The sequence below is a fragment of the Novosphingobium sp. genome (assembly GCF_037133355.1).
Taxonomy (GTDB): domain Bacteria; phylum Pseudomonadota; class Alphaproteobacteria; order Sphingomonadales; family Sphingomonadaceae; genus Novosphingobium.
In genome coordinates, this window is record NZ_JBAXOI010000028.1 from 1 (window position 1) to 27000 (window position 27000).

Consider the following 27000-nt stretch of genomic DNA (forward strand, 5'->3'; position numbering starts at 1 on the left):
AGAATGGTGGACGCACTAGGGCTCGAACCTAGGACCCGCTGATTAAGAGCTGAAATCAGAGGGTCCTAGCGTGTCCGCACGGGTCCAAAAGTGGCGGAAATCTGGGATTCATAGTCCGGATTGTTCTTGAAATGTTCGCAAGTATCCAGTACAAAAAGCTACCTAAGGTAGCAGGTACATATGGCGAACAAAGTGGGATTGACGGATGCGCGGATCGCAGGGCTGAAGGCCCCAGCGACAGGACAGACTGAGCTCGTGGACGGCATCGTCAACGGCCTTCGCCTGCGCATCGGCGCGAGTGGTATCAAGACATACATTTTGCGCAAGCGGGTGCAGGGGAAATGGTTGAATATCACGATTGGACGCCATGGCCCGAGTTTCACTTTGGCCAATGCTCGAAGGAAGGCGCGCGATCTCCTTGTCGACGTGGAGCAAGGCAAGAGTATCGCAAGGAAAGAGGGTGCGAAGCGGAAGGGGACCAAGGGGGTTGGAACTGTTGCTGAGCTCTATGAAATCTACCTCGTCCAGCAGATCGAAGGGAAGAAGCGCAGCGCCCGGGAGTTCGACCGAGTCTTCCGGAAGTACATTGAGCCTGAGTTGGGCGACCGCCTCGCCGATGCTATCACTCGAAGCGACGTGAGCCGCTTCGTCGAGAAGGTGGCCTTCGAGGGCGGCAAAGAGACCCTGACCATGGCGCGCATCGTATTTCGCCATCTCTCTACGTTCTACACATGGGCGCTCACCAGGCTCGAGCATTTGCCTGCAAACCCGTGTCGGGATGCTTGGCGCCCGAAGCGGAGCGAGCCTCGCGACCGCGTACTTAGCGATCGTGAACTCGCGGCATTGTGGCAGGCTGCTGCCGAAGACGGCTTTCCGTTTGGTCATCTTGTGCAAATGCTTGTTCTTACAGCCCAACGCAGGGGAGAGGTGCTCGACGCCACTTGCGATGAGTTCGACTTCAAAGCGAAGGTTTGGACGGTGCCGGGGGACAGAGCGAAAAACGGCAAGGCGAATGTGGTGCCGCTGTCAGCGCAGACCCTTGCGGTCGTCACCGAGATTTTTGCGGCCTCGGGGATCGCTCCGGACGACGCTCACAAACAAACCCAAATTCTATTGGCATCCAAGGTAACCAACACGAACAGTGTCAGTGGCCTGTCGAAGGCTTGGAAGCGGATACGGGCAAACGTGGACGAGAAGCTCGGCTATGAAGCTGGGCATTTCACCATGCATGATATTCGCCGGACGGTGGCAACCGGCCTGCAAAGGCTCGGAATACCATTGGTCGTCTCGGAAGCTGTCCTCAATCATCAGTCGGGGTCAGCAATGGCTGGTGTCGCCGGGGTTTATCATCGGCATCAGTACACCAATGAGAAGCGCGAGGCGCTCGCGCTATGGGGCAGGGAGGTTCTTCACCTCGTCGCGAGATATCCACCGCAGAAAAATCAGGAAGAATGACTGTCCGCGCCAATCCAGTCAGCACGTAACCGATCCATCCCTGCAACGACACCTTCAATGATCACCTTAGAGCCAATGAGATCGTCGGCAACTTCCTCGCTCTCGACGATCCAGACTTCATCGGCTTTTGTGGTCAAGATCATCCCGCGCCTGCCGCGGCTTAACATTCCAGACACGCGTATTCGACTGGAACTCACAACCAACCCCCCTTTTCAGAAACGCCAATGACGCAGCACATCGCGCACATAGGCCGGCGTCTCGCCATTGTGCGGAATACCGCCAACTCGTTCCACCGCGCCAGGCCCAGCATTGTAGGCAGCGATGGCCAGATGCACTGTCCCAAATTTGTCGAGCATTTGGCGCAGATACCGTGCTGCGCCGAGAATGCTAGACTTCGGATCGAAGCGGTTTGCAATGCCAAGATCGCGAGCAGTTCCGGGCATCAGCTGTCCCAACCCGGCGGCGCCAGCCTTGCTAATTGCCAAAGGATTATAGCGGGACTCCGTCCATACCAACGCGTCGAGAAGGCCCGCCGGTAACGCATATTGCGTCTCCGCAGCGTAGACATGGGGAAGGTAGCTTGCCCGGCGAAAACCCGACGGTCCCCTGCTATCGGATTTCGCATAGAGATAGGGAAGGTGGATCCGGCCCGCTTCGACGATAGCGGCGGCGGGCAAGGTAGTATCTTTGGGACGTTTCCAGATACCATGCTCGACCAATTGGAAACCGTTTGACGCCTCGGCCACATGGAAGCCCTGAGGTCTCATCTCAGGGGCAGTGGCAACTCCAGTGATCGCTTCCTCCCGCGCTTGAGCGGGGGCGATAACCGCTAGTCCCGTCACCGCCGCAGCAAACGTTGCCCATCTCAGCCTCATGAATCGATTCCTTCTATATCCGAATCGGTCTGGAACATATAAAGAACAAGATGTGTAGGAAAACGCATTGATGGCAGCGCAGAGCGGAGGCTGCGCGGGTGGAGGCATGCCAGAATGGAGATGTCCCATGTCCCAAGTTCACAGTCGCGAAACGCTCGAAGCCCGCGCTCGCATGATCGTCGAGGCACTGAGCGGGAAATGGTCCCGCTCGCGCGGTATGTGTTGCTGCCCTGCCCACGCTGATCGTACCCCCTCGCTCAGCATCACACTCGGTAAGCGCGCGATCTTGGTTCATTGCTTTGCCGGCTGCACCAATGAGGCCGTCTTACAAGGCATGGCCAAGCTTGGGGTGCGGATCTCGGACCTGTTCGACGGGGCAGGGGGCCCGATCGCAACCAAGCCGCGTCACGAAATCGCCGACCGCAACGCACTCAGGCTATGGCTCGAGGCCTCACCCCTTACGGGCAGCTCGGCCGCTCGCTACCTCTCGGCAAGAGGTATCACGGTCGCATCGTCCGAGCTGCGCTTTCATCCGCGTATGCCGCTTGGCCCCAAGGGCTCCGTGCAGTTCCTTCCGGCGATGGTGGCGGCGGTGCGCAATGATGTCGGAATCTTGGCGCTGCACCGCACCTTCCTCAATCCCGATGGCAACGGTCTCGCGACGTTCGAACAGCCCAAGCGCGCGCTGGGCAGTCTCGGTTCTGGCGCGGTGCGCCTGGCGTTCCCGCGAACGGGGCGCCTCGGCCTCGCTGAAGGCACCGAAAGCGCGCTTTCAGCAATGCAACTTTTCGGAACTCCCTGCTGGGCGACTCTTGGCAACGAGCGTTTCGGACTGGTCACGATACCGGAATCGGTGCGCGAACTCATTCTGTTCGTCGACAACGATGCTGGCGGTCTGCTCGCAGAAGAACGCGCTCGCGAAGCCTATGCCCGTAAGGATCGGCGGATCGTGACCCAGCGCCCTGAGCGTGCCGACGAGGACTGGAACGACGTGCTTATGCAGCGATTGCGCGCGGCGATTTGAGCGTCGCGGAGAGGAAAGGTGGCTTGGTGCCTTTTGAGCCCTGCATGGCGCGGGTCTCGTCAGGAGGTTTCGCATGTCCACTTTCCCCGTTCTCGCCTTGCCGTTTGGTGAGCAACCCCTTGTCATGTCAGTCGCGCATGCCGTTGCAGCCCGGTTTACCCGATCCGAGGCCATTACGCGTCGGGTCCTCAATGCTGAGCTATCCGCGCAGTTCGGTGGCAGCGATGCTACTGGCCGTTGGTCTGTGCGCGATGCCAACGCCGCGCTAGAAATTGCGCAAGTCATCTGGTTGCAGGATCAGCCGGCAATCGGGTTGGACGCCAGCCCGCTCACTGCCGCAGAATTCTTCGGCCGCCTAGAATCCTTGGTGCCGCGTCAGGCCACGCGCAGCGACGAGCAGATAGAGCTCCAGCAGTTCGCGACCCCGCCGCGACTTGCCTGGCTAGCGGCACGGGCCTGTTGCATCGCACGCGGCGATCTCGTCCTTGAGCCTTCCGCCGGAACCGGCATGCTGGCTCTATGGGCGGACAAGGCGGGCGCTAGGCTTGCCCTTAACGAACTCTCCGCACTGCGGCGTGATTGCCTCGGTCACTTGTTCCCAGTGGCCAGCATTACGGGCCACGATGCAGAGCTGATCGACGACCTTTTGGGCGCAGCGCCTCGGCCCGCCGTTGTCCTGATGAACCCGCCATATTCGTGGGGCGCCGAGCGCGGTCACGATGGCCGTACAGCCGCGCGGCACTTGCGTTCGGCATGGAACCGCCTCGCTCCCGGCGGGCGGCTCACCGCGATCATGCCGGAGTGGTTCGACATCGGCCGGTTCCTGAGCCGCGTAACCAGCCCAGCAGCGCTGCGCCTCAACGTCGCCATCGAGCGCGGGTTCGTTGCTCAGGGCACCTCGATCACTACTCGGCTGCTGGTGCTCGACAAGGTCGATGCAGCCAGCGACCCCGCCATCGCCCGGTCCTCGGACCTTGCGGAAGTGTGCGCTCTTGTGGATGCAGTGCCCGCTCGTGCCATTGCCTCAGTTGCGGCGGTTACGCCGCTCCGTTCCCTCAAGGCTCTACCGTTGCTGCGACCTGCGCTTCGTCCGTCGCTAGTGGCGGCGAGGCCCGCTTCGGCATGTGAAGCGGCCGCATCGGTTGTCTACAACGCACTCGATGTGCCCGCCCCGACGCCGGAGCAGGTCGGCCATTATTTGCCCTATCGGCCCAGCCGGATCGAGATCGCAGGGGCTGCGGAGCACCCCACGCCGCTGGTGGAATCGGTCGCGATGGGCTCGATAACCGCGCCGGTGCCAACCGAGGTGCCGAAGCTCCCCGGCACTGCCGTTGCGCGCGGGCTGCTCTCGGCAGCGCAGATCGAGACGCTCGTCTACGCTGTCAGTGCCCATGCACGCGACTTGCCCGGCCTGTTTGCGCCCGAGGACAAAGGCTGCACGCTCAAGGCCAGCGCCGAAGGCAGTGCTTATCGCATGGGGTATTTCCTCGGTGACGGGACCGGCGCAGGCAAAGGGCGCCAGGTTGCCAGCGTCATTCTCGATCGCTGGGTGCAGGGCGGGCGCCGCCATATCTGGATATCCAAGAACGAGGCCCTGCTCGAAGACGCACGCCGCGATTGGTCCGCGCTTGGCGGCTTGCCGATCGATATCCAGCCGCTCGCGACATGGAAGCTCGGATGCCCTGTCACTATGCAGGAGGGCATCCTGTTCGTGACCTACCCGACGCTGCGCTCGGGACGCGCTGACGCCACCCGGCTCGATCAAATCCTCGCATGGGCCGGTAAGGACTTCGACGGCGTGGTCGTATTCGATGAAGCACACGCTATGGCCAATGCCGCAGGCGGCGAAGGTTTGCGCGGCAAGACGAAGGGGTCGGAACAAGGCGTCGCCGGCGTGCGCCTCCAGAACCTGCTTCCGCGGGCCCGCGTGCTCTACGCGTCGGCGACCGGAGCGTCAGACGTAAACAATCTCGCCTATGCCACACGGCTTGGCCTCTGGGGACCAGAAACGGCCTTTGCCAGCCGCGAGCAGTTCGTCACCGACATCCGCACTGGCGGGATTGCTGCGATGGAACTCGTTGCCCGCGATCTGAAGGCACTCGGGCTCTATACTGCGCGCGCCCTGTCATTCGCCGGTGTCGAATACGACATCCTCGAGCATCGCCTCAGCGCGGATCAGATCGCGGTCTACGATGCCTATGCCGATGCCTGGGCGATTATCCACGCCAATTTGCGCGAGGCGCTCGAAGCAACACGCATCGTCGATTGCGAAACCGGAGGAACGCTGAACAGCGGAGCAAAATCGGCAGCGCTCTCGATCTTCGAAGGAACCAAGCAGCGCTTCTTCGCGCAGCTGCTGCTGTCGATGAAGCTGCCGAGCCTGCTCCCGGCGGTCGATTTGGCGCTGCATGAAGGTCACGCAGTTGTCGTGCAGCTTGTCTCTACGGCCGAGGCCATGCTCGAGCGCCGCCTCGCCGATCTGTCCAATGAGGAACGCGAGGCGCTGGAAATCGACCTGTCTCCTCGTGAATACGTGGTCGACTACCTGATGAACAGCTTTCCTGTTCGGCTGATGGCCGTCTTCACCGACGAGAATGGCAATCCCCGCTCTGAGCCGATAAGCGATGAATACGGCGCGCCGGTGCTGTGCCAGGCGGCGCTGGCCGCGCGCCAGCGCATGGTCGAGCAGCTCTGCGCGCTGCCGCCGATCGCCACCGCGCTCGATGCGATCATCGAACGCTTCGGTACCGATAGAGTCGCGGAAGTCACCGGCCGCACCAAGCGGCTCATCGTCGGATCCGACGGACGCCAGAAGTTGCAGTCGCGCACTCCGCGCGCCAACCTTGCCGAGACCCAGGCGTTCATGGACGGCGACAAGCGTATCCTCGTCTTCTCAGATGCCGGCGGCACCGGGCGCAGCTACCACGCGGATCTTGCCGCCAAGAACCAAGCCCGCCGCGTCCACTTTCTGCTCGAACCAGGCTGGCGGGCCGATGCTGCGATCCAGGGCCTTGGCCGCACCAACCGCACCAATCAGGCGTCCGCCCCATTGTTCCGGCCGGTCACAACCGACGTGCGCGGCGAGCGCCGCTTCATCTCGACGATCGCCCGTAGGCTTGACAGCTTGGGGGCCCTGACGCGCGGCCAGCGGCAGACCGGCGGGCAGAACCTGTTCGATCCGGCCGATAACCTTGAAAGCATCTACGCCAAGGAAGCCCTGAACCGCTGGTTCGGCTTGCTGTTCATGGGCAAGCTCGAAGCGGTCGGACTGGCGCGGTTTCAGGACCTGACCGGGCTCAGGATCGAGAGCGCCGATGGCGGGATGGTCGACGACCTCCCCACGATCCAGCGCTGGCTCAACCGTATCCTTGCATTGCCGATCGGCCTCCAGAACGCGATCTTCGATGAGTTCCTTGGTCTCGTCGAAGCGCAGATCGATGCGGCACGCGCATCAGGGACGCTCGATCTCGGACTCGAGACCATTGCTGTCGAGAGCTTCGAGATCCTGTCCGACACATTGCTGCGAACCGACAGCGTGTCTGGTGCCACAACCCACCTGCTGGAACTGGAGATTGCGCGTGCGCTCAAGCCTCTGACGCTTGATCGGCTTGGTCAACTCGAAGGTACGTCCGGCGGCCGTCAGCGGCTGATGTGCAATTCGCGCTCTGGCAGGGCAGCATTGCTGGCGCCAGCCCGCAGTCTGCTTGGTGACGACGGCACCCGCATCACGCGCCACGAACTGGTGCGCCCGTTGAAGCGTGGATACCTGTCCGCCGATCAACTGGCAGAGAGCAGCTGGGAGCCGGTCGATGAGCCCGTTTTCCGCGCCGCGTGGCAAACCGAAGTCGAAGAAGCTCTGTCCTCGCTCAAGCGCGAACGCTTGCATCTGGCCACAGGCCTGCTGCTCCCGGTCTGGGATAAGCTGCCAACCAACTATGTTCGTGTGAGCCGCATCTCCGCAAGCGATGGCCGCTCGCTATTGGGCCGCGAGGTCCCGCTGCATGCTGTTGGAGATATCTGCAACGCGCTCGGGCTTGATGCCGCAGCCGAGATTGCACCTGAGAGCCTCATTGCGGCGGTTCTCACGAGCGGCCGTGCCATGTTGGTCAAGGGGAGGGAGGCGCTCATGCTCAAGCGGAGCCTGGTCAATGGTGCGCAGCGGCTTGAACTGACCGGTTGGTCGGCAAGTCGGCTCGATTGGTACAAAGCAAAGGGCTGCTTCACCGACATAATTCGGTTCCAGACGCGCCTGTTCGTTCCGCTAGAAGGTGCTGCAGAGGTCATGGCGAGCATTGATCGCCTTTGATCGACCGGGTTTGGGACTTGCACGAACCTGCTGGCGCGGGAGTGGTGTTTGCCTTGAGGCCTTCCCGTTGATCGGCGGCAATGGATCGAAGATAGGCCCGATGTTTCTGCTGCTGGATTGTGAGTTTTCGAATTCGTCCATAACTGATGCCCTCGAATTTCGAGCAGAATGTGACGGACGCAATCAAAATGTAGACAACGAGTGCCTCGGGAATCGCCCGCTAATTCTAGGTACCATTTCGACCTGGAGTTCAAGTTGGACTGAGTGCGTTCAAGCTGCCCCTTCCGAGCCTGCATCGACTGACGTGCCGAGTAGCTTGCGGGCTTGTTGATCGGGGCGACCGTTGGCAAGCAGCCCGACCGGTGCCACGAGCCTGGTAGTCAGCTTGCCTTGCGCTTGTGCCGTCTGCCGGATCTGGGTCTTGATCGTCTCGATCTCGTCGATCAGGCGATCGATCTGCTCCAGATCTGCATCGTGATGGGAGCCGAAGGCACCGCCGTCGTCGTACTGGGCTCGCAAGCGCGTCAACTTGTTCTCACGGATCTCCAGCTTCGTTTGCATCCCTTCGTCCGCGTGGGGCGTTTCGATCTCGAGTTCAAGCTTGATCACCTCCACCGCAAGACCACATTCTGCGGCAATCCGATTGGCGAGCTGCCATGCGACTGCACCGTTATCGATGGCAAGGCGTAATTGGTCATCTTCGCCTGAAAATGAAGAAACCAAAGACTCCAGAGCCTCCTTTGCAGTCTTTTCCACTTCATGGAGATGGTCCTGCAAACTTGGCATACCCACATGCGCGTGGAACCTATGCCATTTATCGATCATGATATTACGGATCAGTACAGTGAATGGCAGGTGATAAAAGGTCTTGAGGTTCGATCCACGACTAGTGGTTGCAATTCCGCTTACCCTGTTATCTCGTCGTAATTCAAAAAGCCTCTTGGCAACCTGATCTTGGTCAGCTCGTTGAATTAAAAGTTTTTCTACTGTTAAACCAAATCTTTCAATCAGCTTATTTTGCAGTGCTTCTTTAAGTGATTCAACAACATCATCGGGTTCTATGTCAGTTTCGATCGACTGTACCACCAATATTGCGTTGTAAAATTGTGCCGGTCGAATGCGTGTTTCCAGCGCTTCCTTGACAATCGCCTTGACCTCGCGCCGAACCATCTGACTGAAATCGTCACTTTCCTGGAATGCCTTTACGAACCGCTGTTGCTCGGCAGGCTCCCTCGACAAGGTGAGGTCGGCGGTGATGGTGCAGCAGGTCCGCACATCGGATTCCCGCATCTGGTAGGCAGCTTCTTCAAGCACGACCTGGTGTCGCTTGCCGATGAAGCTGCTGCCGGGAATTTCGTGAATGGACGCGATTGGCCCCCTGACCGTGATCCCGTAGGTCATGGCTTCCTCGATCACACTGCGCTGCACTTCGTCGTCGAGTGGACCTTTCTCCTGATCGGACTCGGCATAGAGCTCCACGATCTCCGCATAGCTCTTTCCATGGAGAAACGATTGCACAGCCGACCTGACCAGTTTTTCAAGCAGTTCCTTTACGTCAGGAGACCCAGCGCTGCGCCAGCGGTCCTGATCGTTGACCTCGTATAGCAGCTCATGAACGATTTTTATCGGTGCTTTGCCGGCATAATGCAGTCCATACGCGCCAGCGAAGGATAGCGAGCCGATTGCAGCCTGGGCGTCCTTGGCATTGCGAGCGGGCAATAAAATCAGATCGCCGTCGATTTCGCGTCCTGTGCCCTGGATCAAGATGGCTGAAATGCGCGCCTTCAGCGCATCGCTGGCGACCGGCTTTGTTGCGTCGAGGTTCTCGCGCAGCAGCTCTCTTTCCAGGATCTGCCGAAACCATGCCTCAAGCGGCTGGATCTGGCCCGGCGAACCGGGATCGGCCAAAGCCACCCCCGCCTGTCTCCCGTAGACAGAACCGGCATAGGCATAGTTTGCCACCACTGCCGGCTCACCCGACGCAAAGCGCAGCCTTGCCAAATAGCCGACCGCCAGTTCGCCGAGCAGCTTCCTGTCGCGGATTTTCAAGGGGTTACCTTCGTCCTTGAAGGTGACAAGCTCATCGATGCGTCCGTTGATCGCCGGATTGAGGTTGCGGGGATAGAGCTCGACCTCCGAAACGATGAGGCCAGCGTCACAAATCGCAAGACACAGTTTGGTCTGGGTCTTGTCGATCTCGCGCGCGGATGCCGCCCGGGCATGAGCGCCGTTGATGTCGGCGTCGTGTTGATGCAGCACGCCGCGCAGCACGTCCTTGATCATCTTCGCGCCATCGAAACGACTGACGCCATCTCCCTCCAGATAGCAGGGCAGCAGCCATTTCAGCGCGGCGGCCGCCTTTGCCTTGTCGCGCGGAATTGTGCCGCGCACGGTGATCTGAAAAGGCAAGTGGCGGGTCCGGCCCGTGGTCCGGTCATCAAGCGTGACCTCGACAGTGCATTCCCAGCTCTGTTGGGTCTGCATGCGCAACAGTCTGGTGCCAGCGAATGCAAAGCTGCCGGCAACCTGCTTCTTGACCGGATTGAAGCGGAATTCGAGTTGGTCGGGCGTCAGGCGCGGCAGGGTTTTCGTGTCAGCCATGACTTCGACCAGATCTTCAAATCGCATTGATTTTCGCCCCCAAGAGAGTTGATTACGGCGCGCGCACCCCACGCAGCGCCCTGTCGGCCCGCGCGACGGCTTCGCGTCGGTCGCGCAGCAGGAGATCGGCCCGAGTGCGTTGCTGGCGGCTGAGCGGTATGTTCCATTTGCTAAGGAACGCCGACCATTCACCCTGCAACCTGTCCACTGCCCGGACCTGCTTGAGCAGCTTGTCAAGGGGCGTCTCCGCTTCATCCTCTTCCCGCTGTGTCAGCCAGACGCGCAACGCTTCTGGAAGCGGCGCATCGTTCGTCGACAATGCCAGCAATGCCGGAACGATCGGCAGCAGCGCAACAATTCGGGATACAAAGGATTGTACCTCTTCCGGCATTTGCGCCCCGGGATCGCCGCGATTGCTGCGCCAGACTCTGGCGTCCGTGAATTGCAGGTCTTGGGCTGTGCCCGCGACATTGTCGGCGAGCCAGTGCTGCATCATCGATGATTCATAGACGCCAAGCGCCGACTTTGCGAACAGGGCCTCCAGCATCCAGTCAACGGCAGCGAACAAGTCCCAGGCGCTCCAGTGGTAATCCGTCGTCTGATCCTTACCCGACAGCCAAGTACTGAATGGCTTGCTGAGCGCCGCCCGCAGAAGCACCTCGGGATTTAGCGATTCCGGCAGTCCCGCTGCTGCCTCTGCCCAGCTTTTCTGATGGAGCGGGCGCAGCACGCCCAGTAGTCCAAGTGCAAAAATGCGGGCCGCGAAATGATCGGGAACCGCAGATCCATCGATCAACAACGTCGCGGCTTCGCACGCGAGGCGACTGCTGGACCAGTCCTCGTCCAGATCGCCGGTCCCCTCATTCCCCGCCTCGGGCGCGTCCCCGGTTTTCGCAGGCGTGTTTTCGCCAGTTGCATCGGTATGCGGGGTACCGAGCGAAAGCGCGTTGCGCAGCCACATCAGATAGGCCCCACGCTGTGCGTCAGCAGCGTCTTCGGTGAAGCCCTCATCGCTCCAGGCCGGGAAATCACCGAGCGCGAGGCGTTGCTTGCCCCAGAATGCCCAACCGAGATAGGCGATGAACCATGGCGGAACGATGTCTGTCTGGTCGCGATCGATGAAGCGCTGGTTGGCCAGATTGCTGAGAAGGACAGCCGGCGACAGGCCGATCTGCTTTGCGACAAGCGATAGCAGTTCAGGCGCGCGCTCGACTGCGCGCAGCCTGGATGCGTGAACATCCGGGATGGCACCTGCTCGCACAGCCGAACCCAACAGGATGCGGCGCACCCGGCGCGCAACGAAAGCGGGATCGCGCGAACTCTCTTGCAGCAGCAACAATTCGATCTCGATGAAATCATTCGCGACCGACGCCGTCTCATGCCCGAAGACCAGAGCGTCACGCAGCGCGCCGACCATCCGTTCGCGAAGCAACGGGGCCTTGTCGCGAAAGGCCGCCCTCGTGGCGCGCGCTTTACGCTGTGCGTTCAAATCCTTGCTGCCAATGAATTCGGCATAAGGGCGACGGTCGGCCTTCCGGCCGAAGGCGATGCCTGCGTCTTTCAGATTGGTGTCGGTGACGACCCGTGACGGCTCCGCTTCATAGAGCGAGCCCCGCCGGAGGGGGCTTGCCACCATCAACTGCGCGCTCAATTCGGAAAAGTCGGCGGGATTGAGGTCCGCGAAATAGGCCACGAGAAAGCAGGCGATTGTCGGTCGAGGATCAATTTCCAGATCATCGTTGCCAAGCAGCGAATCCTCGCCCGGTTTGCCGTCGTCCTTCCAGTCCCAATATCGCCGCGTCACCCGCGCGAAGCCCGGAGCGATAAGGTCGCCAAGAAGCGAAGGGCGGTTCTTCTGCTGGTCTTCCCACTTGTTTACGAGATCTACCGCAAGTCTGGCATCTTCGAAATCGTCGACGTCGATCGGCCTCAACTCGCACAGTGCGGACGCAACCAGCATTCCTGGCTCCTGCGCCCCGATACTCGGGCCGGGCGGCAGGTCATCGGCCCAGTCCTTGTTGACCAGAATGAAGATGCTGCAAAGCGACTTGGGCCGATCCGTCAGCAACGCCTGGATCCGGCTGATCGCAATTTCCTTCTGGTCGCTCTTTTCTCCCAGCGCGGAAATAACCAGCGGCTGCGTCGCGGTCCGCTCGAGGACATAGTCCGGCCACCGCGCACTCAGGGCATCGAATGGGCCGTGACGCGCTCCCGGCTTGACCAGAAGGAGGGCATCCTCGCCGATGGCCGCGGCGGCCGCGGCGGCCACAATCGGGTCCGCCTTGGGGATCAGCAGCCAACAGATACCTGATGCAGCTTCACCGGGACGTCCCAGAAGAACGTCCCGCAAAAGCAACGCGCGCAGTTCGTCATACGGAACAAGCCGGGCGAAATGTTCGGCCACCGGTTCCTCGACCAGTTTGGCACTCTGGCGAGGATCGGTGCCGACCCCCCGGCCGGCGCGCGCTTCCACGATCGGTTGGGCAGGTCCGTCGCTCATTCGCGTTCCTCCACTACCAGATAAATAGCTGCGTGCGAGACCCCGGTGGTCGATCGCGGCATGTCGGTGATCCGGTCGCGGAACCAGAAATCACGCACGCTCTGGACAAGTCCGCATCGATGCCGTTCGTCGGCAGACGCTGCCAGAAGCGCCATCAGGCGATCCGCTTCGGTCCGGGTCGGCAGGCGCATGCCTAGCAAGCGGGAATCGTCATCGACCTCGTCCGCGCCTTCGGCGTCCCAGCAAGCCCGCCAATGCTGGTCGCGGGCCACCGGCGCGGACCCAAACTGGCCGCCCCGTTCAACTTCGGCGGTGACCAGAAAATCCGTTCCGTCGCCTTCGACTTGAGCCAGCGGCCGTCCCACGCGCCTGCCATGCATGGAGCGGCGCGCATCGGGTAAGAAACTCTTCGCTGCCGCAGGAGGCGGCTCACCATTCACCAGACCGCGCATGTAGGCTTCCTCGACGAGCAGCGTGACGAAAGCGTCGTCCGATGGCGGCACGGTGCAAAGCCTGCGCAGTCCGCCGTAGGGTGCCAAAACATCCTTTAGTTGCCGTTCGAGCTGCTTGACCGCGCCCCGGTATATGTTCGGTTGGAAAGGCGGGGCGCTGCCATTGCAAAGGGCGTTCGTGAACAGGGTCTGCCGATCGAGCGTCTCGTAATAACCGATCAGCTCAGGCCGGACGTCCATTACGGGCCAGTCCTCTTCCATAACCTCATCCAGCGGGATCGCGTGCACCAGACGGGCGAGCGAACCGGGTGTGGCGTCGAGGGACCGCTCGATATCGTTAATTCGGCTCTGGAAGCTATCCAGTTCCCACAAGCTGACCTTTTTGCTGAACCACTCCTTGTGCTGCCACCAGAAAAACAGGTGGGATCTTGCGATCTCTTGTGCGATGCCCCTGAGCCAGTTGCCACCCTTTTGACCACTTGCCGGACTGGTATCCATATAGATGCTGACAGGGATCGGTGAGAAGTTGAGAGTAAGCTGAAGTTGTAATTCTGCATGACCTTCGGTAACGTCTCGTTGCGACGTCCGGGAATAACAACTGAAGCCGTACAGAGGGTTACGTGCAGTGATCACTATGTGCCTCCTTTCAGTTGTTCGCCAGCGGAAGATCGATCACTTTTTGCTGCGTGTCGACAGTTGCCGCCGCGTACGTAGCCAGTTCCATGCGCAACTCAGGAGCCAGCAATAACGGGTCACGACCGGAACTACGGTTGTATCTGCGGCGCCCCGCACGTCTGGCAACAAAAAGGCTCGACGCAGCGTAGACCTTCACCCCCTGCCACAAGAACGCGATCCAATCTCCGTCCCGAACCGATGCAATTGGTTCAATGGCAGCGTTCCGTGGCAATTGGCCGACGATTGCCGCCTCTATCGACGGCGCGGTGCGCAAATTCACGGTGGTGGTCGTCCAGCGCGTTTGCGTTTCCGGGACAGTCGCAAGCATGTCTGCCAAGCGCGCAAGTTCCGCCCTTGCTTCATCGGCAAATTCACTTTGGCTGTTATTGCCCAGCCATTCCTCGATGGCGAAGAAGCCCCCCTTGCGCGCGCGCAGCCACGCGCGCTCATCGGGCCCTGCGAATACCTCGGCGACCCACTGGGCGATGAGCGGTCTAATTGCCAAACCGGACTTTGTTTCAGCAAGATAGAACCAGGAAACCGCCACAAGGACAATCAGCAAGGCGATAAGGCAACCCTTGCCCTTGGCGGGCTTGGGAGATGGCTTGGTCCCGACTGGCTTTGCCGCCTGGCCGCTTGCCTCTGCTGGCGGGGGTTTCGGGGTCTTCGCAGTTGGAGACATCGGCAAGGGCGACGGCGTTACTTCGCGCAAGGCGCGAGCCTGTAAATGCCGAAGCGCGGTGTCACCACCGTCCTTCAAGCCAGTTGTCTGATCATTCTGCGCATTGCTCACCAAAGGGGACCTCTTGGTTTAGAGCCTGATCCGAAATTAAGTTGAGTGGTATCAGCGGGTTAGCTTGACGTTATCCCAAGTCATTAATTCAGGGGTTTTTGCGAAAACTACCGGAGATCAACGATGTGGACCGACACCACTCGGGCGCAGTATGCCCGCGCGGACTTGGCTTTGCCAAGTGATTTGACCGATGCGGAATGGGCGCTGCCGGAGCCGTTCTTTCCGCCAGCATCGCATGTGGGCCGTCCGCGCAAATGGCCACTCAGGCGGATTGTCGAGGCGATCCTGTATCTGCTGCGTCGGGGCCCGCCGTGGCGGATGTTGCCGCCGTGTTTTCCGCCGTTCTCGACGGTGCGGCGCTGGTTCTTTCTGTGGCGGGACAACAAGCTGTGGTTGTCATTGAATCATACACAGCTGTTGATCAGTCAGGATGTGGCGTTTGCGGCCCTTGGTCAGTTTGCCATCTCAAGATCCAGCACAGCAGCAATGGCAGCAGCAAAAATCCGACCACCGCGCACAGCCGTGATGCCTATTGCTGATAGGCATAGCCGCTGCTCTGCGCTACCGCAGCCTTGCTGAAAAACAGCGGGACGATGTTTTCCCGGAAACGCGCCCCGCGCTCGGTCAGGCGGATGATATCCTCTCCGATTTCGACCAAGCCATCTCGTTCCAGCCGGTCGAACTCTGCAGCGAAGTCAACGCGCGGGTCGCTGCTGAACTCTTCGCGATAGCGCGCGCGATCAAGAGCGAAGAGGCCGAGCAGGACGCGCTTCCTGCGGCGTTCATCCTCATCTATGATGTAGCCCGCAGTGATCGGGCTTTCGCCCTTTTCTACGCTCTCGATATAGTCGGCGAGGATCTTCCGCCGCCGGTGCAGACTGTACCCATTCTGGAAGTCGCAATCGCGCAGATATGAACGTGCGCCTGCTCCCAATCCCAACACATTCTCGCCGGCCCAGTGATTAGCTTTCTGGCGGTAGCCGCCGGCCGCTGTCGCGATATAGCGGACATGATTTTCGGCCATGTATCCGCGCTTGCGGAGCAGCGCCCGCGCCATGTCGTAGCGCCGGTACAAGAGCGCTGGATCGAGCTCGAGATACCCCTTGGCCGCGTAGCCGGTCTGGGGGCGGGTCGTCAGGGCATAGGTGCAGATTGTCTGTGGTCTCATGGCGAGGACCGCCTCGAGCGAAGCGAGCCAGCTGGCATCGCTCTGCCCGGCAAGGCCAAAGATCAGATCGACACAAACATTGTCGAAACCGGCGGCGAGGGCGTCTTCGACCGACTGGCCGGCGACCGCACCTCCATAAGCGCGACCGAACTTGGCCAGTTCGTCGTCAGCCAGCGTCTGTACGCCCAGGTTGACCCGGTTGAACCCGACGGCACGCAACGCGCGATACCCTTCGGCGGTAACGGTCTCTGGTGAAACTTCGAGCGCTACCTCGGGAATGTCGGAAAGCGTGCAGCCAAAATGCCGTGACACCGCATCAAGGACGCGACCCAACGCGGCGGCTGGCAGAAGCGAAGGTGTGCCCCCGCCGAAATAGATGGTACGAATTTCGGGCCGCTCCACCTGCGTGGCCCAATAGGCGATCTCGGCTTCGAGCGCAGCCAGGTAGCGCGCCACTTCCTCATCGCGCACCGAACCATTGGTGTAGAGATTGCAGAAAGAGCAGATCTGCCGGCAGAACGGAAAGTGCAGATACAGGTTGAGCATGTTCGAGGCCTGAAGCGAGGCCCGGATCCGTTCGGCAAGGGCAGCGCCGTCGGTCGGGCGATATGCCTGCCGGGGCGGGTACATGTAGATATAGTCGCCCTTGAACGCCTCGGTGGCGAGAGAGTTGGCGATGTCGTCGCGCGGGCGTTGCAAGGTCCTCATGGGTTCACCGGCTGATCGAAGAGAAAGCCGCTTAGGCGCGGGAGCCTCAAGCTCCGGTTACCGATCGCCGCCGAAATTTCGGCGTCCTCGAATGCGTCGATAATTGCGGCCATACCGGGCTCGGCCAGCGCCTGGATATTCATCAGCGGCACGGTACGTTCGCATGCCGCGATGTGAAGAGCGAGCATGCGCCGCAGCGCCTGATAGGCATTCTCGACCGGCGGGAACAACCTGCCAGCAGCCGACCATCGCCCAACTTCCGCGATGGTGAACCAGATCTGCCCGTCATCGTCGATCGGGCGGTGCCGTGGACTTTGGATCTCCGTCGGCTTCCCGCTGATCGTCGCTAGAAAGGTCAGGTCGACATAATGACGCTTGTTATCGGCCCGCCGTGTCATGTTCGTGCAGGATAATAGCGGCCCGAGCCTAAAGGTGCCGGTTTCGCCAACGAAGCGATCTTCGACGCGCTTGCGCAGCGTCCGTTCGATGCTCTCTTCCTTATAAATATTCCCGCCGATGGTGCCGATGTTCCGCAGGCCGGGCGCGTTACGCCGCTGCGATAGATGCACCTCGCCGGTATCGCTCGAAATCAGAAAGACACCCAGTCCGACCGACGGCGCAAAGCTGCCGCTGTCGGTTATCCCGCGCAGGCACACTTCAAGTTCCCCGACCGCCCTCGCGAATTGCTGTGTGTGCTGCGGATCAGTGGTACGACCGGTAAGTACGGACACTGTCTGGGGACTGTCGCGAAACGCACCGTCGTAGCAATCGCTCAAAGGGCAGTCGGTGGCGGATACGAATACAAAGGTCGAAGAACTGTCGTTGAGGTGACCCCAGCCCGCAATTTCGTAAAGCGCCGAGGAGAAACGGCGCTTGTGCGACCCGAGTGGCCCATGGAAGACGAGAATGATGGTGGGGCGGACGCTGTTGAGCAGCGGCAGCATCCGCGGCGCATCCTCGCCGATATAGACTGTCGTCACCGAACCGACCGCACTCATGTCGGCCGTGTCGAGCCAGTCCGACATGTCGAACGCCGCGCCAGACGTCCTTACCGGCCGGAGGCGCGCGACGGATTCGAGGACCGCAGCATCTCCATCCCACGCCACGGCAAGTATCCGATGCTTCATGTGCAGTCTGCCTCAAGGCGATCAAGGACCGCCTCGATCTTGTTCCGGAAATGGATGATGAAATGCTCCCGGTCATGTTCTGTGAATTCAGCCGAGTAGAACTCGCCTGGGCCACGATGCACCGGCGCCTTCGCCAGCCATTCCACGTCATCGTACAGGCAATATCGGTAGAGAAAAGGGACAATAGCGACCGCCTCTCCGCGTTCCTTGCGCCCACGAACAATCTCGACTTCATGCGCACAGGACTTCGAAGCGAGGAAGTCATCGCTTATCAGCGGGATGAAGATATGGGTACGGTTCAACGCTTCCTCGACCTCGGGCTTCCACTCGTCGGTCTCGAAGCCGGAGATGAATAAAGTGCAATTGCCGCGCCGGACCCGCTCCAGCGCGCGGGTGAAGAAGGGCTTGCCGCGTCCTTGGTCCTTGACGAACGCAACATCCCAATTGCTGTAGGAGATGAAGATCGCAGCCTTATCCATTGTTTCCCCAACAATAGTCTCAAACGCGTCCGCCGGCAGCTTCCCGGGCTGTCCGAACAAGGTCAAGCGCTTTTGCAAGCCGCCAGGAAGGATCGCCGCCGATTTCGACACTATTCCGGGCAAGCTGCCGGGCATGCTCGCGGATCAACAGATCGAGTTCCGCCCGTCGGCCGTGGTCGGTGTCCCTCAGGCCATCGTCCACCAACTCCACCTCGACAGCGTTGCAAAGCAAAGCAAGATCGTACCGCCGATTGTGCAGCGCCACATCCGGCGGCAGCTCGATCCCATAGAGTTGGTGATGGGCCAGGACATCGATCAGACCGGTGTCGCACAGGACAACCGGCGCGCTTACCTCAGCCTCGCGAACGAGCTGGTACCAATAGAGGAATGACCGGGCATCGGCCCGCGCCCAGTCAAAGTCCCGGACCGCTGCCCGGGCGGCCCTGCCCCCGTCCGCGATGATGACGGCGTCGGGAATCACCTGGCGCAGCGCTTCGACCAATGTGGTCTTGCCGGTACTGAAGGCACCTGAAACCGAAATGAGCAGCGCGCCGGGCATTTCTCACCATAGTCCCTTTTATATCTAAGAGCCCGATCCGAAAGTTGTTGAGCAATACCAGCATCTTGTAATTCAGCCGTCTTTGTCGAGAAGATGGAGGGAGCGATGGGATGGACTGGTATTGCTCGGGCAGACCATAACCGGGAAAGTCTTCGAAATCCAAGCGATTTGACGGACTGCGAGTGCGGGCTTACCGCGCCGTTCATTCCGCCTGCGAGGTCTGGCGGACAGTGGCGCACGTCGGATATGCGCGAGGATGTGAAAGCGGTGCTTTATATCGGATCGAGCGGCGGGGTGTGGCGCGTGTTGCCCAAATGCTTACCGCCGGTTTCGACGGTGCTGCGGTACTTCTACGCTTAGCGCGATGCCGGATTATTCGACGCCATCAATACCGTGCTGGTGATGCACCTGCGCGAGATCGAAGGCCGCGAAGCCTCGCCTTCTGCCGGAGTGATCGACAGCCAGAGCGTTAAAACCACCGAAAGCGGCGGGGTTTGGGGCTATGATGCGGGCAAGAAAGTTCGTGGCCGCAAGCGCCACAGCCTGACCGACATTTGCGAGTTCCTGATCTTGATTCTTGTGCACATCGCTTTCATTCAGGACCGTGACGGGGTGGTCGATGTGCTCAAAGCGGTGCGCTATCGCTGCCTCTGGGTGCGCCACATGTTTGCCGACGGCGGCTATGCGGGCGAGAAGCTCAGGAACGCGCTCAAGGGGCACGGAAGCTGGACGCTGGAAATCATCAAGCGTTCCGATACCGCGCAAAGCTTTGAAATCCTGCCCCGCCGCTGGGTCGTCGAGCAGACCTTCGCGTGGCTTGCCCGATGCCGCCGTCTCGCCAAAGACTGGGAGCGCACGATCGCATCATCGACCGCATGGGCGCACATCGCTTCCATCCGTATGCTGACCCGCAGAACCGCAAGATACTGCTATGTTTGACGAACTTCTGAATCAGGATCTAAAGTAAACCAATAGCCGGATTTGCATAGCTGCTCGATCATGCAAAATTGAACCGGGCTTCCTTGTGGGTCTTAAGAAAGTCCCGCATTTCGCGGTATGACGTCCGCTCGAATTCCTGCAGAGCGACCATCCGGACACCAGGGTCGGTATTGTTGAGCCTAGCCTCGACCTCCCGGATGGCGTCGCGGTACCAGTGATAGCGCTCGCAATCGGGACGGAGTTGAAGCCCTTCCGACAGAACACGAATCACTGTCGAGAGGACTCCGGCCAGTGCGATGCTGCTCGCGAGGATAGCGAACAGCGTCGATCCGGTCGTCGTTCCGTCGAACAGTAGGGCAGCGGTAAGTACGGTCAGGCCGATCGTCGCAAGGGTCAGCACCCAAGACGAGATCTGCGCGGCTTGCAGCCGCGTTTCGGGCGAAGCGACCCCGGCGGTGAGTTTTTCGCGGACATAGTTTCTCTGAACGCCCACGCGCTGAATCCGAAGGATCGTGAAATAATCGTCGAGGGCTGCGCCCGGCAAAAGCGGCGGGTAGCGGAGCCAGGATTCATCGAACCAGGCCGAACCAAGATTGACGTCGTCGATCACCGCGAGCAACTCACTGCCGACCGGCCGGTTGAGCCATGCCTCGAACATGGACAGTGCATGAGCACGTTTGCTCTTCCATGCGATCAGTGCCGCAGGGTCGGTAAGCGCCCGCGCGGCAAGAGCGGGATCGCTCAGCAATTGCTGGAAGTAGAATTGGCGCAGCCGCTCGGTGAGCAGGCGATGCTCCAGCCAGGTCTCCTTGTGCTTGTCGGCGAGGATCAGCAGTACCGCCCAGCCAAATCCCGCCAAGGTCAGGATTGCCGCGAACGCGAACAACCACCGCGAAAATTCGCCACCCAGGAGATCGACGATGGGAAGTACGGCAGCGAGTGCCGCACCGGTCCCGGCGACCATGATCGCGCTAAAGCCATTGCGCTGCCGACGCTTGCGGTTCGCATTTGCCGTTTTGTCGAAGCCATCGAAAAGCGCCCGAAGCTCGGGAAAGTCGAAGACATCCACTGAGCCTGGAAACCGCGATTCGACAAAATCACGATGATACTGCGACATCATGAGGTCGTCATTCCCCCAATCGGCCATCCTGCCGTCGAGAAAAGATGCCGAAAGCACGGCGCCGGTCAATCTCACCATCCATTCCCCATTGATCCCGAAGTAACGCTAACGTTATGCCACCCCTCTGACAAGCGGGGCGCTCGATCCGGTCGCAACAACCGTTGATATGCTGGCGCGGCGTAAACTGTGTTCGATTACTTGCCTCGCTGCCACTAGGCCTACTACCACTTTTTGCCAGCACTGTCAGTGCGCTACGGGTTACTTGTTTGCGGTAAAAACGTGAAATGTCGTTTCCAATGCGGACCGTCAGCTTATGGGGCTAAGCGATTGGCTCGGGAAGGGCGGCTAATAGAGGGTTTGCTGAATGTCCGTATTGTCCGCGATTGACCGCTTTCGGCTAGACCTGACGTTTGTCGGTGCTGATGTGAGCGACCGGGTCTGGTCGACTGCCGCCGGCTGCCCTGAAGGACTCGAATTGGGACAAAGTGGTCGTTCCCAAGCGACAGATTGAAGGGCAACTTTTCGCGGAAGGCGACGTTCATCGTTTACCCAAGCAGCCTACTGTAGCGACAGAGGCTGGCCCGCTGTCACTCGGCAACAGCATGTATGTGAACTAGGCGGTGCGGCGCGCCGCCGAACCGAACGTGCAAGTCCTCCGCCTTCGTTGCCCACTCGCGCACCCTGCGATGGCGCTCCGAGGCCGCGGCGAACGCGGTGGCAAAGGCCTCGAACAAGGCCTGCATCTCCCCAATTTGGGGAAAGTAGGTCGACAGGAAGTCTGGTGCGTCGATCTGGGCCAATAGCCCGGAGCGCTGCAACTCCAAATCATCTACGATGGCTTGCCGATCGTTCTCGAACTTCTGGCGCTTCTGCGCGTCCTGCCACATCGACCACAGCTCCACTGCGACTCCTATGCCCGCCAGAGCCCCGTTTGCTGCGCGAGCAAGCTTAATCGCCCCGTACGGCTTGAACTTCAGCGCGGGCATGACCCAGTCTCGGGCCTTGAGGACCATCGTGTTGTTGATGGACACGCCGCCCCCGTATCGCCCGGCGACCTTGCCCAGCATCGCTGTCACCGCGTTGCTGTCCGGGCTATCGCCGGCGAAGCTGGTGCTCATCGCGACCAGCTGCTGGCTCGTAGGGCCGAGTTCGCGCGTGAATGCGTTCCTGATCGTCGCCTCGATCACGATCCCGTTCGGCCCGACTTTGCGGTCGAAGAACTCGGCGAAGTCCTCCATGTCCGTGCTCTTCGCTTCGATGATCAGCTCGCCGAGGTAGTCGATCACTGCGCGGCGGAGCGCGATCTGTGCTTCCCCTGCCTCGCGCTTGTACCGGGCTAGGCGCGGCCCCTCTTCCTTGGCCTTGCCGTTAGCGGCGGCCGCTTCTCTCTCCGCGTGCTCCGCCGCCTCACGCGCGGGCATAACAAGCCGGTCCGTAACGTCGCGCAGAATCGCCAGGTAGGTCTGGCGTTTGGCTGCCCCCGCGCCGCCGACCGCTTCCAGCTTGCGCGCGGTAACCCGGCGCAGGTCGCCGACGCGAGACAGCCGAGCATATTCATCTGGGCGCTCAAGCCAGGCCCGGACGCCCTCGTCATACGGGTTAGCCGCTACGCCCACGATCGACAGGTTCCCGGCTTCCACGTCGGATATGCCGATCAGATCCTCCAGACGCGCTCTGATCCCCATCTTCTTGATGCCTAGATTTGCGTCGTAGTCCGCGTCGTCGTCGAGGTCGGCCACCATGTCGAAGCGGCCGATGACGAACACGGTTCGCGGAAGCAGCCCGAGGTCGCGAAACAGCCAGATCAGCTCTTCCCTGTGGCTCTCTTTGAGCGGATTAGACGGGTTCAGGACGTAGAGGACGAGGTCAGCCTCGCTGACGTACTTGCGCGTGAGCTCCTTGTACCGTTCTACGGTGCCGTCGGCGGCAATCGCCTCCTTGAAGCCGAACAGGCCGGGCGTGTCGATTAGCTCGACCTCGTCGCCAGCGTCGTACACCGTGACGGCGTTGGACGACTCGCCTTGGGCGATCTTCATGTCATCAGGCAGCATACCAAGCCAAGCCGCAGCGAGCGACGTTTTTCCCTCAGAGAAGCCCCCGATCAGCGCGACCCGCAGCTTGCCGGTGTCGGCGGTTGCCAGCTGGTCCAGCTTGCCACGCAGGTGGGGCGGGGCCACAACGCCTAATTCCTCACCCGCTTCAATGAAGCGCAGTACGTCGTTCGCATCGGCCGAAGGGGCGGTGGTGATCATGTCAAAATCTCACGAAAGAGGCGGAGCGATCGATGCTCCGCGAATGATGGGGATCAGCGCCCCGGCGGGTGTCGAAGGCCGTTTCGGCTTGGCAACGCAGGAACTCGTTGTCGCTGGCCAACTGTCTCAGGTCTAGAACGCCTTTCCCGACGAACCGGTCAGCATCGCGCAGTTTCTGCTCCACAGTACCTAACAGCTCCATTGATTCGATTACGTGCCTCCTGAGGTCGCCGTCGATAATAGTCAGATGCGATGCCACGTTCGCGCGGAGCTTGACCCTGATCGCATCCAGTTCTTTGTTCAGTGATGCCTTCAGCTGCGACTTTCTATAGTCTCCGCTGAACCAGTTCATCACGCTGCGAATGCCGCTGACCAAGGCAGTGAGGCCAGCCGCTACTGCGAGGACGCCGCCGCTCGCGATCGCCAACGCGCCTCCTATCGCAGCGCCGGTCAAGCCGTCCCATTTCACACCGCTGCGCGTTGCCACGTTTACAGCATGCGAGAACGAGACTGCAAAGGATGGACTGCTGAACGCATCCGCATCCCGCAGGTGCTTTTTAACCAGGAACAAGGCTTCATCGCGTGAAGCGTGGGTTCGCTGAACTGTGGCCTTCACCCGCCTGTCCACCGTGTCGGGAAGTCTAGTCCTGACCTCCGCAAGGACCGCCTCGAGCGCGCTCTTCAACTCGTCGTCCGCAGCGATGCCTTTCTCGATCGCCGCCAGCATTCTCTCCTTGATTGTCTTGATGGCCTCGTCCGTCACTTCGTCGGTCAGCCGGTTGACAGCTCTGGCCGCGTCGTCGGCGATCATCTCGAGCTCAGGAGCGAGCGCCGTGAGCCGTTCGGCCAGCGCGGAGGCCGGGGCCGCAAATTCCGCGCCACCCAGCCGCTCCAACTCGTCCGCCACCTCATCAACGAGCAGGGCCAGCTTACGGAGGTTGGCCCGCACGATCTCGTCCGGCGCGGGAACCGCCCGCGTCAGCAGGCTGCCGAACGCCTCCAAGCCGCTGAAGCGGAGCAGCTCGGCCGCCCCGATCTCCCGTATGAACTTATCTCGCTTCGCGGCGAAGCGATCGTCAAGTGGCAAGTCGGTGGCGAGCGCCAGGAAGGCTGGCAGGGCGCTCAGGGCGACGTGCCCCTGGTATTGGTTGCCCAGCGCCTCGCGCATCTTGCAGTCGAGGGAGTTCGGGCCAACCGCCAGGCTCCCCATCTCGCCGGCGTTGGTGAGCGAAGCACCGACCTGTCGGGGACTCTGCAGCTTCTTGTTGTATACCGCCCAGACCTTCGCCTGGGGCCGTAGCTGCTGCCCAATCTTCTCCAGCGTCCCCGTTTTCCCGGCGTCTCCTCCTTGAGGCGGTCGCGCATCGGCCGTGACGAAGAACACTGTGTGCGCGCGCCGGACAGCCTTCTCGACCTCAACGGCGACCTTGGCTTCGTCGCCCTCGATGCCCGGAACGTCGAGAAGGTGGAATCGCGTACCGTCGTACTCGCATCGGTAGCACGCCGCTTCCCGCGTGAAGTCCGGCGTGCCGTCCCCGATCGACCGGCCCATGTCCTCACCCGGACATCGGAACAAGAGCAGTAGCGCTTCGATCAGGGTGGACTTGCCAGCGTTCGTTTCACCGTAAAACGCGACGGTCGGGTCTTCCCAGTCCAAGTGCCTCCAGACGTCCGCGAGCCGCTCATCGAGGTGGAAGCGCGCGGCGGCTACCATTGAGGCCGCGGCATCGATTGGCCCCGAACATGCCCCTTTCATGCCCCTGTCCGACCAATGGTGGTCACCACCAGCTGCGGACGCACTCACTCTGCTGCCTATACGAAGCACGCGCACGATTCCCTGGTCTGCTAGCTTCCTGGCGCCCTAGCTTGACAATCGCATCTTGAAACGGCGACCGTCAAGGAGTGCTTTGGCTGTCTTAAACGCCGGCAGAGAGATCATGACACGCGGTGCTGAAACGTGCGATAGTCCATATCGATTTGTAGGAGAGCTACATGGACGACGAAGCTGAGGCAGCAATAAAGCGCGCGTTCGAGAAGGGCGAGCCATATAATTCCACGACGATTCCTGATCGGGCTCGCGAGGAACTGAATGATCGTGTGCAAGGGCCAGAGCGCATTTCCGCGGAGATTGAGCGGATGGTCAACAGAGGTGAGCTGCAAGCCCCCTGCGAACCCTGGAAAGATTGGGTACTTCTCTAAGCAAAATATAACGGCCCAGATAAATGTCAAAAAGGGTCGGCTCCGATACGGCTCACGGGTGCAAGACGTTCCTGATCTTCGATAGTTTCAGAAGTCAGTGTCAGAATGTCAGTCCACGGAATTGACATCCATGCCTCCAATAATTGGGATCGGGTTCTTTGTTGACGATCCGCTCGAGGGTGCCTTTCTGCAGGTTCTGCCAAAAACGGACATTCACGGTAGTTGGGCTGAGCGGCCGACTTTGGTCGCTTGCTGCTGTTTGCTTTGAATCGGCAGTAGTGGGACGAAGCGACCGTTCAGGTCCACGGCCATCAACAGACTATGCCATTCAGTTTGATAGTGGCGGCGAATTCGACGTCGGAACCTGAAGTGGCTCGCCGACAGGATCTACACCTTCGTCAATGAATCCTGTGATGATTTCGCCGCCTTTGAAGGTGGCGTTGCCGCCCTTAGTCAGGAGGCCAGCCAAGCCAAAGCCAAGCACACCCAGAACGACGCCGCCCGTGTTGCTCGCACCTTGGGTTCCTTTGGTTCCAGCTAACCTGACTGAGCCCCATTGGGTGTCGACGCTGCTCAATCGAAGGCTAAGCTGGCCTTTGCCGCCAGCTGCGCTGGTTCCAGATACAGCAATGACCTCAGCGCGAGCTGCCGCGCCGACCGGGATGACAATCACCCCACCAATCTTAACCGGCGCGTTCACGCGAAGGATTACGCTGTTTCCAGCCTTCGCAGTCCGGCTGTTGACCTCCTTGAGTACCATCAGCTCGATCGCTGTGCCTCTGATCCAGCGTGGCGCGGCGTTGGAACCAGTAGCCTCGGCCGGTGCCGGAGAAGAAATACTAGTCTGAGCTTTTGTAGACGCGGCTAGGCAAAGCGCCAGCATGGCAACCAGAGAGGTCGTCGTGCGCATTGGCTTGTGTCAATTCGCCGGAGCAGATTGGGGTGATCCGCTGGTTGTGCCTGGAGGAGTAAACTTGATCGCAACACCAGTTGCATTGGTTTTACCCCAACTCATGGCAGAGACATGAGCATCACCATATTGGGCCTTTATAACAGCGTCTGCCCCGAGCTTCTTGGCGCGTTCCCACAATTCCCGATAGATTTTTTCTTGTGACGGCGACTTTGAAAACACCGTGGCCTTGCGCACGCCCGCCTGGACCTCGCCGACAACGACGTAAGCGCGGTCAGTGATATCATATGGATAGACGGGCACCCCGAACTCGCCCGTTGCAGCGGCAGCTGCCGGTCCGGCCGGAGCTGTCTCAGCGTAAGCGGGGAAAGTGGCGGTGAGGCTCATTGCTACGAAAAGGGCTAGACGCATTTGCTTAGGTTCCTGTCGTTTCGTCGGGTTTGCGTGCTCGCGCTGGCCCTAGTTTTGGTTTGGGGCAGAGCCGATAGTCGGCGTAGCGGCTGACGGGGCAGCCACTTGAACGGCCGGAACTGCAACCGGCACTTCAAGCGGTTTGGGAGATTGGGCAGCAGCAAAAACCAACGGCACGTCCTCGCCGACGAAACCCTTGATCTGCGTTCCAGCATCGATTTGGGCGCTGGTGCCGGTGGTGAAGAAGCCAACGACTGGCACGAAAGCTACAGCCGCAACGACGCCAGCAGTCCCTGTAACGCCCTTATCGTCAAACGTACCGTTGAGCCGAATTTGGCGGCCATTCACGCTTACGTGGAGGAGACTTGCGGTCAGGTGGCCGGACTTGCCCCACATTCCCTTGTTTCGGACCTCGGTGATTTCCCCAACGGCTGGCGATCCCACCGG

The 27000-nt window shown here is 60.5% G+C and carries 20 protein-coding genes and 2 pseudogenes; 7 read left to right on the forward strand and 15 right to left on the reverse strand.

Annotation, left to right across the window (positions count from 1 at the left end; translation table 11 throughout):
- Nucleotides 1–180: 180 nt before the first annotated feature.
- Nucleotides 181–1455, forward strand: coding sequence for a tyrosine-type recombinase/integrase (locus tag WCL10_RS19100; RefSeq protein ID WP_336897240.1), 1275 nt, complete (start codon nucleotides 181–183; stop codon nucleotides 1453–1455).
- Here WCL10_RS19100 and WCL10_RS19105 read toward each other — a convergent pair.
- Both WCL10_RS19105 and WCL10_RS19110 read right to left on the reverse strand, forming a co-directional pair.
- Nucleotides 1443–1622 carry a DUF5818 domain-containing protein gene (locus tag WCL10_RS19105; RefSeq protein WP_336897241.1) on the reverse strand — a complete coding sequence of 60 codons (180 nt, stop codon included), beginning with the start codon at nucleotides 1620–1622 and terminating at the stop codon, nucleotides 1443–1445. The two genes, WCL10_RS19100 and WCL10_RS19105, sit on opposite strands and share 13 nt — an antisense overlap.
- Before the next feature lie 45 nt (nucleotides 1623–1667).
- On the reverse strand, nucleotides 1668–2330 hold the full coding sequence (locus WCL10_RS19110; protein ID WP_336897242.1) for a lytic transglycosylase domain-containing protein: 663 nt from the start codon (nucleotides 2328–2330) through the stop codon (nucleotides 1668–1670).
- A 127-nt stretch (nucleotides 2331–2457) separates the two neighbouring features.
- Between WCL10_RS19110 and WCL10_RS19115 the strand changes: the two genes are divergently transcribed.
- Nucleotides 2458–3354, forward strand: a complete 897-nt coding sequence (locus tag WCL10_RS19115; protein ID WP_336897243.1) for a toprim domain-containing protein — start codon at nucleotides 2458–2460, stop codon at nucleotides 3352–3354.
- 73 nt (nucleotides 3355–3427) lie between these two features.
- On the forward strand, nucleotides 3428–7660 hold the full coding sequence (locus WCL10_RS19120) for a strawberry notch family protein (protein ID WP_336897244.1): 4233 nt from the start codon (nucleotides 3428–3430) through the stop codon (nucleotides 7658–7660).
- A 270-nt stretch (nucleotides 7661–7930) separates the two neighbouring features.
- On the opposite strand, the gene WCL10_RS19125 is transcribed toward WCL10_RS19120, so the two are convergent.
- Genes WCL10_RS19125 through WCL10_RS19140 form a run of 4 tightly spaced genes read right to left on the reverse strand, consistent with a single transcriptional unit; the run spans nucleotide 7931 to nucleotide 14681 of the window.
- Nucleotides 7931–10288, reverse strand: a complete 2358-nt coding sequence (locus WCL10_RS19125) for a hypothetical protein (protein WP_336897245.1) — start codon at nucleotides 10286–10288, stop codon at nucleotides 7931–7933.
- A gap of 25 nt (nucleotides 10289–10313) precedes the next feature.
- Nucleotides 10314–12761: a hypothetical protein gene (locus tag WCL10_RS19130; protein ID WP_336897246.1), complete on the reverse strand. Its 2448-nt coding sequence runs from the start codon at nucleotides 12759–12761 to the stop codon at nucleotides 10314–10316.
- Nucleotides 12758–13846 (reverse strand): hypothetical protein, encoded by a 1089-nt coding sequence (locus WCL10_RS19135; protein WP_336897247.1) that lies wholly within the window; start codon nucleotides 13844–13846, stop codon nucleotides 12758–12760. Before WCL10_RS19135 ends, WCL10_RS19130 begins: the two co-directional genes overlap by 4 nt.
- Nucleotides 13847–13859: 13 nt before the next feature.
- Nucleotides 13860–14681 carry an SH3 domain-containing protein gene (locus WCL10_RS19140; protein WP_336897248.1) on the reverse strand — a complete coding sequence of 274 codons (822 nt, stop codon included), beginning with the start codon at nucleotides 14679–14681 and terminating at the stop codon, nucleotides 13860–13862.
- A 123-nt stretch (nucleotides 14682–14804) separates the two neighbouring features.
- On the opposite strand from WCL10_RS19140, the pseudogene WCL10_RS19145 reads away from it, so the two are divergent.
- Nucleotides 14805–15089 (forward strand): annotated as a pseudogene (locus tag WCL10_RS19145) (transposase); the annotation flags it as partial.
- A 121-nt stretch (nucleotides 15090–15210) separates the two neighbouring features.
- On the opposite strand, the gene WCL10_RS19150 reads toward WCL10_RS19145, so the two are convergent.
- The 4 genes from WCL10_RS19150 to WCL10_RS19165 are packed head-to-tail and all read right to left on the reverse strand — an operon-like array spanning nucleotide 15211 to nucleotide 18722.
- Entirely contained in the window at nucleotides 15211–16548 is a 1338-nt protein-coding gene (locus tag WCL10_RS19150; protein ID WP_336897249.1) for a coproporphyrinogen-III oxidase family protein, read from the reverse strand.
- 5 nt (nucleotides 16549–16553) lie between these two features.
- The gene (locus WCL10_RS19155) at nucleotides 16554–17684 is read right to left on the reverse strand and encodes a hypothetical protein (RefSeq protein ID WP_336897250.1); all 1131 of its coding nucleotides are present in this window, start codon (nucleotides 17682–17684) and stop codon (nucleotides 16554–16556) included.
- Nucleotides 17681–18163 (reverse strand): toll/interleukin-1 receptor domain-containing protein, encoded by a 483-nt coding sequence (locus WCL10_RS19160; RefSeq protein WP_336897251.1) that lies wholly within the window; start codon nucleotides 18161–18163, stop codon nucleotides 17681–17683. The genes WCL10_RS19155 and WCL10_RS19160 overlap by 4 nt, the downstream gene beginning before the upstream one ends.
- Before the next feature lie 19 nt (nucleotides 18164–18182).
- A complete protein-coding gene (locus WCL10_RS19165; protein ID WP_336897252.1) occupies nucleotides 18183–18722 on the reverse strand; it encodes an ATP-binding protein in 540 nt (179 codons plus the stop codon).
- A 105-nt stretch (nucleotides 18723–18827) separates the two neighbouring features.
- Between WCL10_RS19165 and WCL10_RS19170 the strand changes: the two are divergent.
- Nucleotides 18828–19661: pseudogene (locus WCL10_RS19170) on the forward strand (IS5 family transposase).
- A 58-nt stretch (nucleotides 19662–19719) separates the two neighbouring features.
- Here the strand turns inward: WCL10_RS19170 and WCL10_RS19175 are convergent.
- The 3 genes from WCL10_RS19175 to WCL10_RS19185 form a co-directional block, all read right to left on the reverse strand.
- Nucleotides 19720–20850, reverse strand: a complete 1131-nt coding sequence (locus tag WCL10_RS19175) for a hypothetical protein (RefSeq protein ID WP_336897253.1) — start codon at nucleotides 20848–20850, stop codon at nucleotides 19720–19722.
- 518 nt (nucleotides 20851–21368) lie between these two features.
- The gene (locus WCL10_RS19180) at nucleotides 21369–23033 is read right to left on the reverse strand and encodes a LeoA/HP0731 family dynamin-like GTPase (RefSeq protein ID WP_336897254.1); all 1665 of its coding nucleotides are present in this window, start codon (nucleotides 23031–23033) and stop codon (nucleotides 21369–21371) included.
- Between the two features lies 1 nt (nucleotide 23034).
- Complete coding sequence (locus WCL10_RS19185; RefSeq protein ID WP_336897255.1) at nucleotides 23035–24747, reverse strand: GTPase; 1713 nt, start codon at nucleotides 24745–24747, stop codon at nucleotides 23035–23037.
- 278 nt (nucleotides 24748–25025) lie between these two features.
- On the opposite strand from WCL10_RS19185, the gene WCL10_RS19190 reads away from it, so the two are divergent.
- Nucleotides 25026–25232, forward strand: a complete 207-nt coding sequence (locus tag WCL10_RS19190) for a hypothetical protein (RefSeq protein ID WP_336897256.1) — start codon at nucleotides 25026–25028, stop codon at nucleotides 25230–25232.
- A gap of 328 nt (nucleotides 25233–25560) precedes the next feature.
- Here WCL10_RS19190 and WCL10_RS19195 read toward each other — a convergent pair whose 3' ends face one another.
- Nucleotides 25561–26142: a hypothetical protein gene (locus tag WCL10_RS19195; protein WP_336897257.1), complete on the reverse strand. Its 582-nt coding sequence runs from the start codon at nucleotides 26140–26142 to the stop codon at nucleotides 25561–25563.
- Nucleotides 26143–26151: 9 nt separating this feature from the next.
- Nucleotides 26152–26529, reverse strand: a complete 378-nt coding sequence (locus WCL10_RS19200; RefSeq protein WP_336895403.1) for a hypothetical protein — start codon at nucleotides 26527–26529, stop codon at nucleotides 26152–26154.
- A gap of 129 nt (nucleotides 26530–26658) precedes the next feature.
- On the opposite strand from WCL10_RS19200, the gene WCL10_RS19205 reads away from it, so the two are divergent.
- On the forward strand, nucleotides 26659–27000 hold a 342-nt coding region (locus tag WCL10_RS19205), incomplete at its 3' end, for a hypothetical protein (RefSeq protein WP_336897258.1).